General features: G+C 49.0%; 2 protein-coding genes. Both read left to right on the top strand.

The window, feature by feature from the left end:
- A partial coding sequence (locus GM30_RS00025) for an autotransporter outer membrane beta-barrel domain-containing protein (RefSeq protein ID WP_155483879.1) occupies positions 1 to 422 on the top strand: 422 nt, incomplete at its 5' end.
- Positions 423 to 1140: 718 nt separating this feature from the next.
- Positions 1141 to 2144, top strand: a 1004-nt coding sequence (locus GM30_RS00020) for a BapA/Bap/LapF family prefix-like domain-containing protein (RefSeq protein WP_155483878.1), incomplete at its 3' end; no start/stop codon positions are given.

Raw genomic sequence — 2144 nt, 5'->3', positions numbered from 1 at the left:
AGGGTACGCTGAACACCTGGTATGTGCAGCCGCAGGCGCAGGTCACCTGGATGGGCGTGAAAGACAAGACGCATACCCGGAAGGACGGTATTCACATCGAAACGGAAGGCGACAGTAATGTCCAGACGCGTCTCGGGGTGAGAACGTACCTGAACAGTCATCACAAAATGGATGACGGTAAACAGCGTGAATTCCAGCCGTTCATGGAGGTGAACTGGATCCACAATACCGACACCTTTAGCGTGAAGATGAATGGGTATCGGATAAGCCGTGACGGCGCGCGTAACCAGGGTGAAGTTCGCACTGGTGTGGAAGGTAAGCTGTACAACCGCCTGACCGTCTGGGGCAACGTGGGCGTGCAGATAGGTGACAAAGGCTACAGCGATACCCAGGGCATGCTGGGCGTGAAATACAACTGGTAAGTGATGGCGTTGAAAGTAACGGAGCCGTAAATTGCGGCTCCGTTTCCCTCTAATTTTGTCCTTGTTTAAACCACAAGATGTAGTGAGTCTGTCAAAAGACGAACTTCTACACATATACATTTTCTGCATGGTGGAAACCATTGGAAATTGCAGAATGCCACGTCTGGAGGATACTCCTGACAAGAGGACAGGTATGCGAAACGCGAGTGAATAAGAATATTTACAGTAATATTAGGAATATTTTCATGTGAATTATAGTGGTGTTTTTAGTGTGGTTTTAGAAACGCGGATATTTAATCGATTTGATTTTGATTTTTAGTGTGCTATATAAATCGCAGCGTAATGTTTTTATAAAACGCACATACAGCCACAACATAGTTGTTACAATTTCAGATGATTAAAAATTACACATCTTATTGAAATGTAACTATTTATATGTGATTGGTGAGAATATTTTGCATCAGATTTTGTGTTTTATTAGGAAAAAATTTCCTTTATCGAAGTAACCAGGAATATATAGCAACTTAAATTTTGTGTGCTTGAGATTATATTGCAGATGAGTCTGTCGATGTTTTAGGAAAATATTACAACGCGAGTTGTTCGACAGGTAATGTAACTCAGGTCAGGGTTCTGACGCCAGATTTTAAATTGTGGAGGGAACCTGCTGCCCGGAGGGCAGGGCTTTTTCTGGAAATTATACTTTGATAGGGTTATCTAAATGAGTTATCAAATTGATGTGATCTCCAAAATGACTAGGGTTTCTTCTACCCAAAACGCAAATAGCATCTCGTTAAACTCTCCTTCCATTGTAAAACTTCATTTGTCGCGCACTGACATCGCGTCATTGGCTCGCGACAAGAATGATATGGTTATCACTCTGCAGTCCGGCGAAAAAATAGTCGTTAAAAACTTTTATGTGACGAATGAGTTAGGGACCAGCCAACTGGTTCTCGAAGATAACCATGGTGCGCTCTGGTGGGTAGAAAGCAGTGCCACGGGTACTGAGTACAAATCCATTGCATCAATTGACGAATTGTTAGCGACGCCCGCAGAGTCACATGACGGGGTCGCCGCCTGGCCATGGATCCTGGGGGGACTGGGCGCGGTGGCTGGGGGAGTCGCCATCGCGGCAGGGAGTAGCGGTGGTGGTCATGGCGGCTCGGACAATGATACTTCTGTTGATACGACGGCCCCGGACGCGCCAGGAAACCTCAAATTCTCGCCTGATGGTTCTACATTGACGGGGACTGCAGAGCCGGGAAGTACCGTTACGGTTACGGATAAAGATGGCAACGCGTTAGGCACTGCCAGAACGGGGCCTGATGGCAGTTTTACCCTTACGCTGGAGCCCCCGCAGAAGAATGGCGAAACGGTCGATGCCTCAGCCACCGATCCATCAAATAATACCGGGCCTTCTGCGTCAGTTACGGCGCCAGACATTACGCCACCGGCAACACCTTCCATTGGTGCCGCTACCGATGATGCTGGCAGCGAGACCGGCACGTTGACCAACGGTCAGAGCACCGACGACACCACCCCGACACTGTCGGGTACCGGTAATGCGGGCGATGTCATTACGGTGTATGACAACGGCACGGCGATAGGCAGCACCACCGTGGGTTCGGACGGCAGCTGGAGCATGGCACCATCCACGCCGCTGGGTGAGGGCAACCATGCGCTGACCGTGACCGCCACCGATCCGACCGGGAATACCAGTGCAGA

Origin of the sequence: Trabulsiella odontotermitis (genome assembly GCF_001188485.1) — a bacterium.
Lineage (GTDB): Bacteria > Pseudomonadota > Gammaproteobacteria > Enterobacterales > Enterobacteriaceae > Trabulsiella > Trabulsiella odontotermitis_A.
This window is presented reverse-complemented; position numbering and strand designations above follow the sequence as displayed.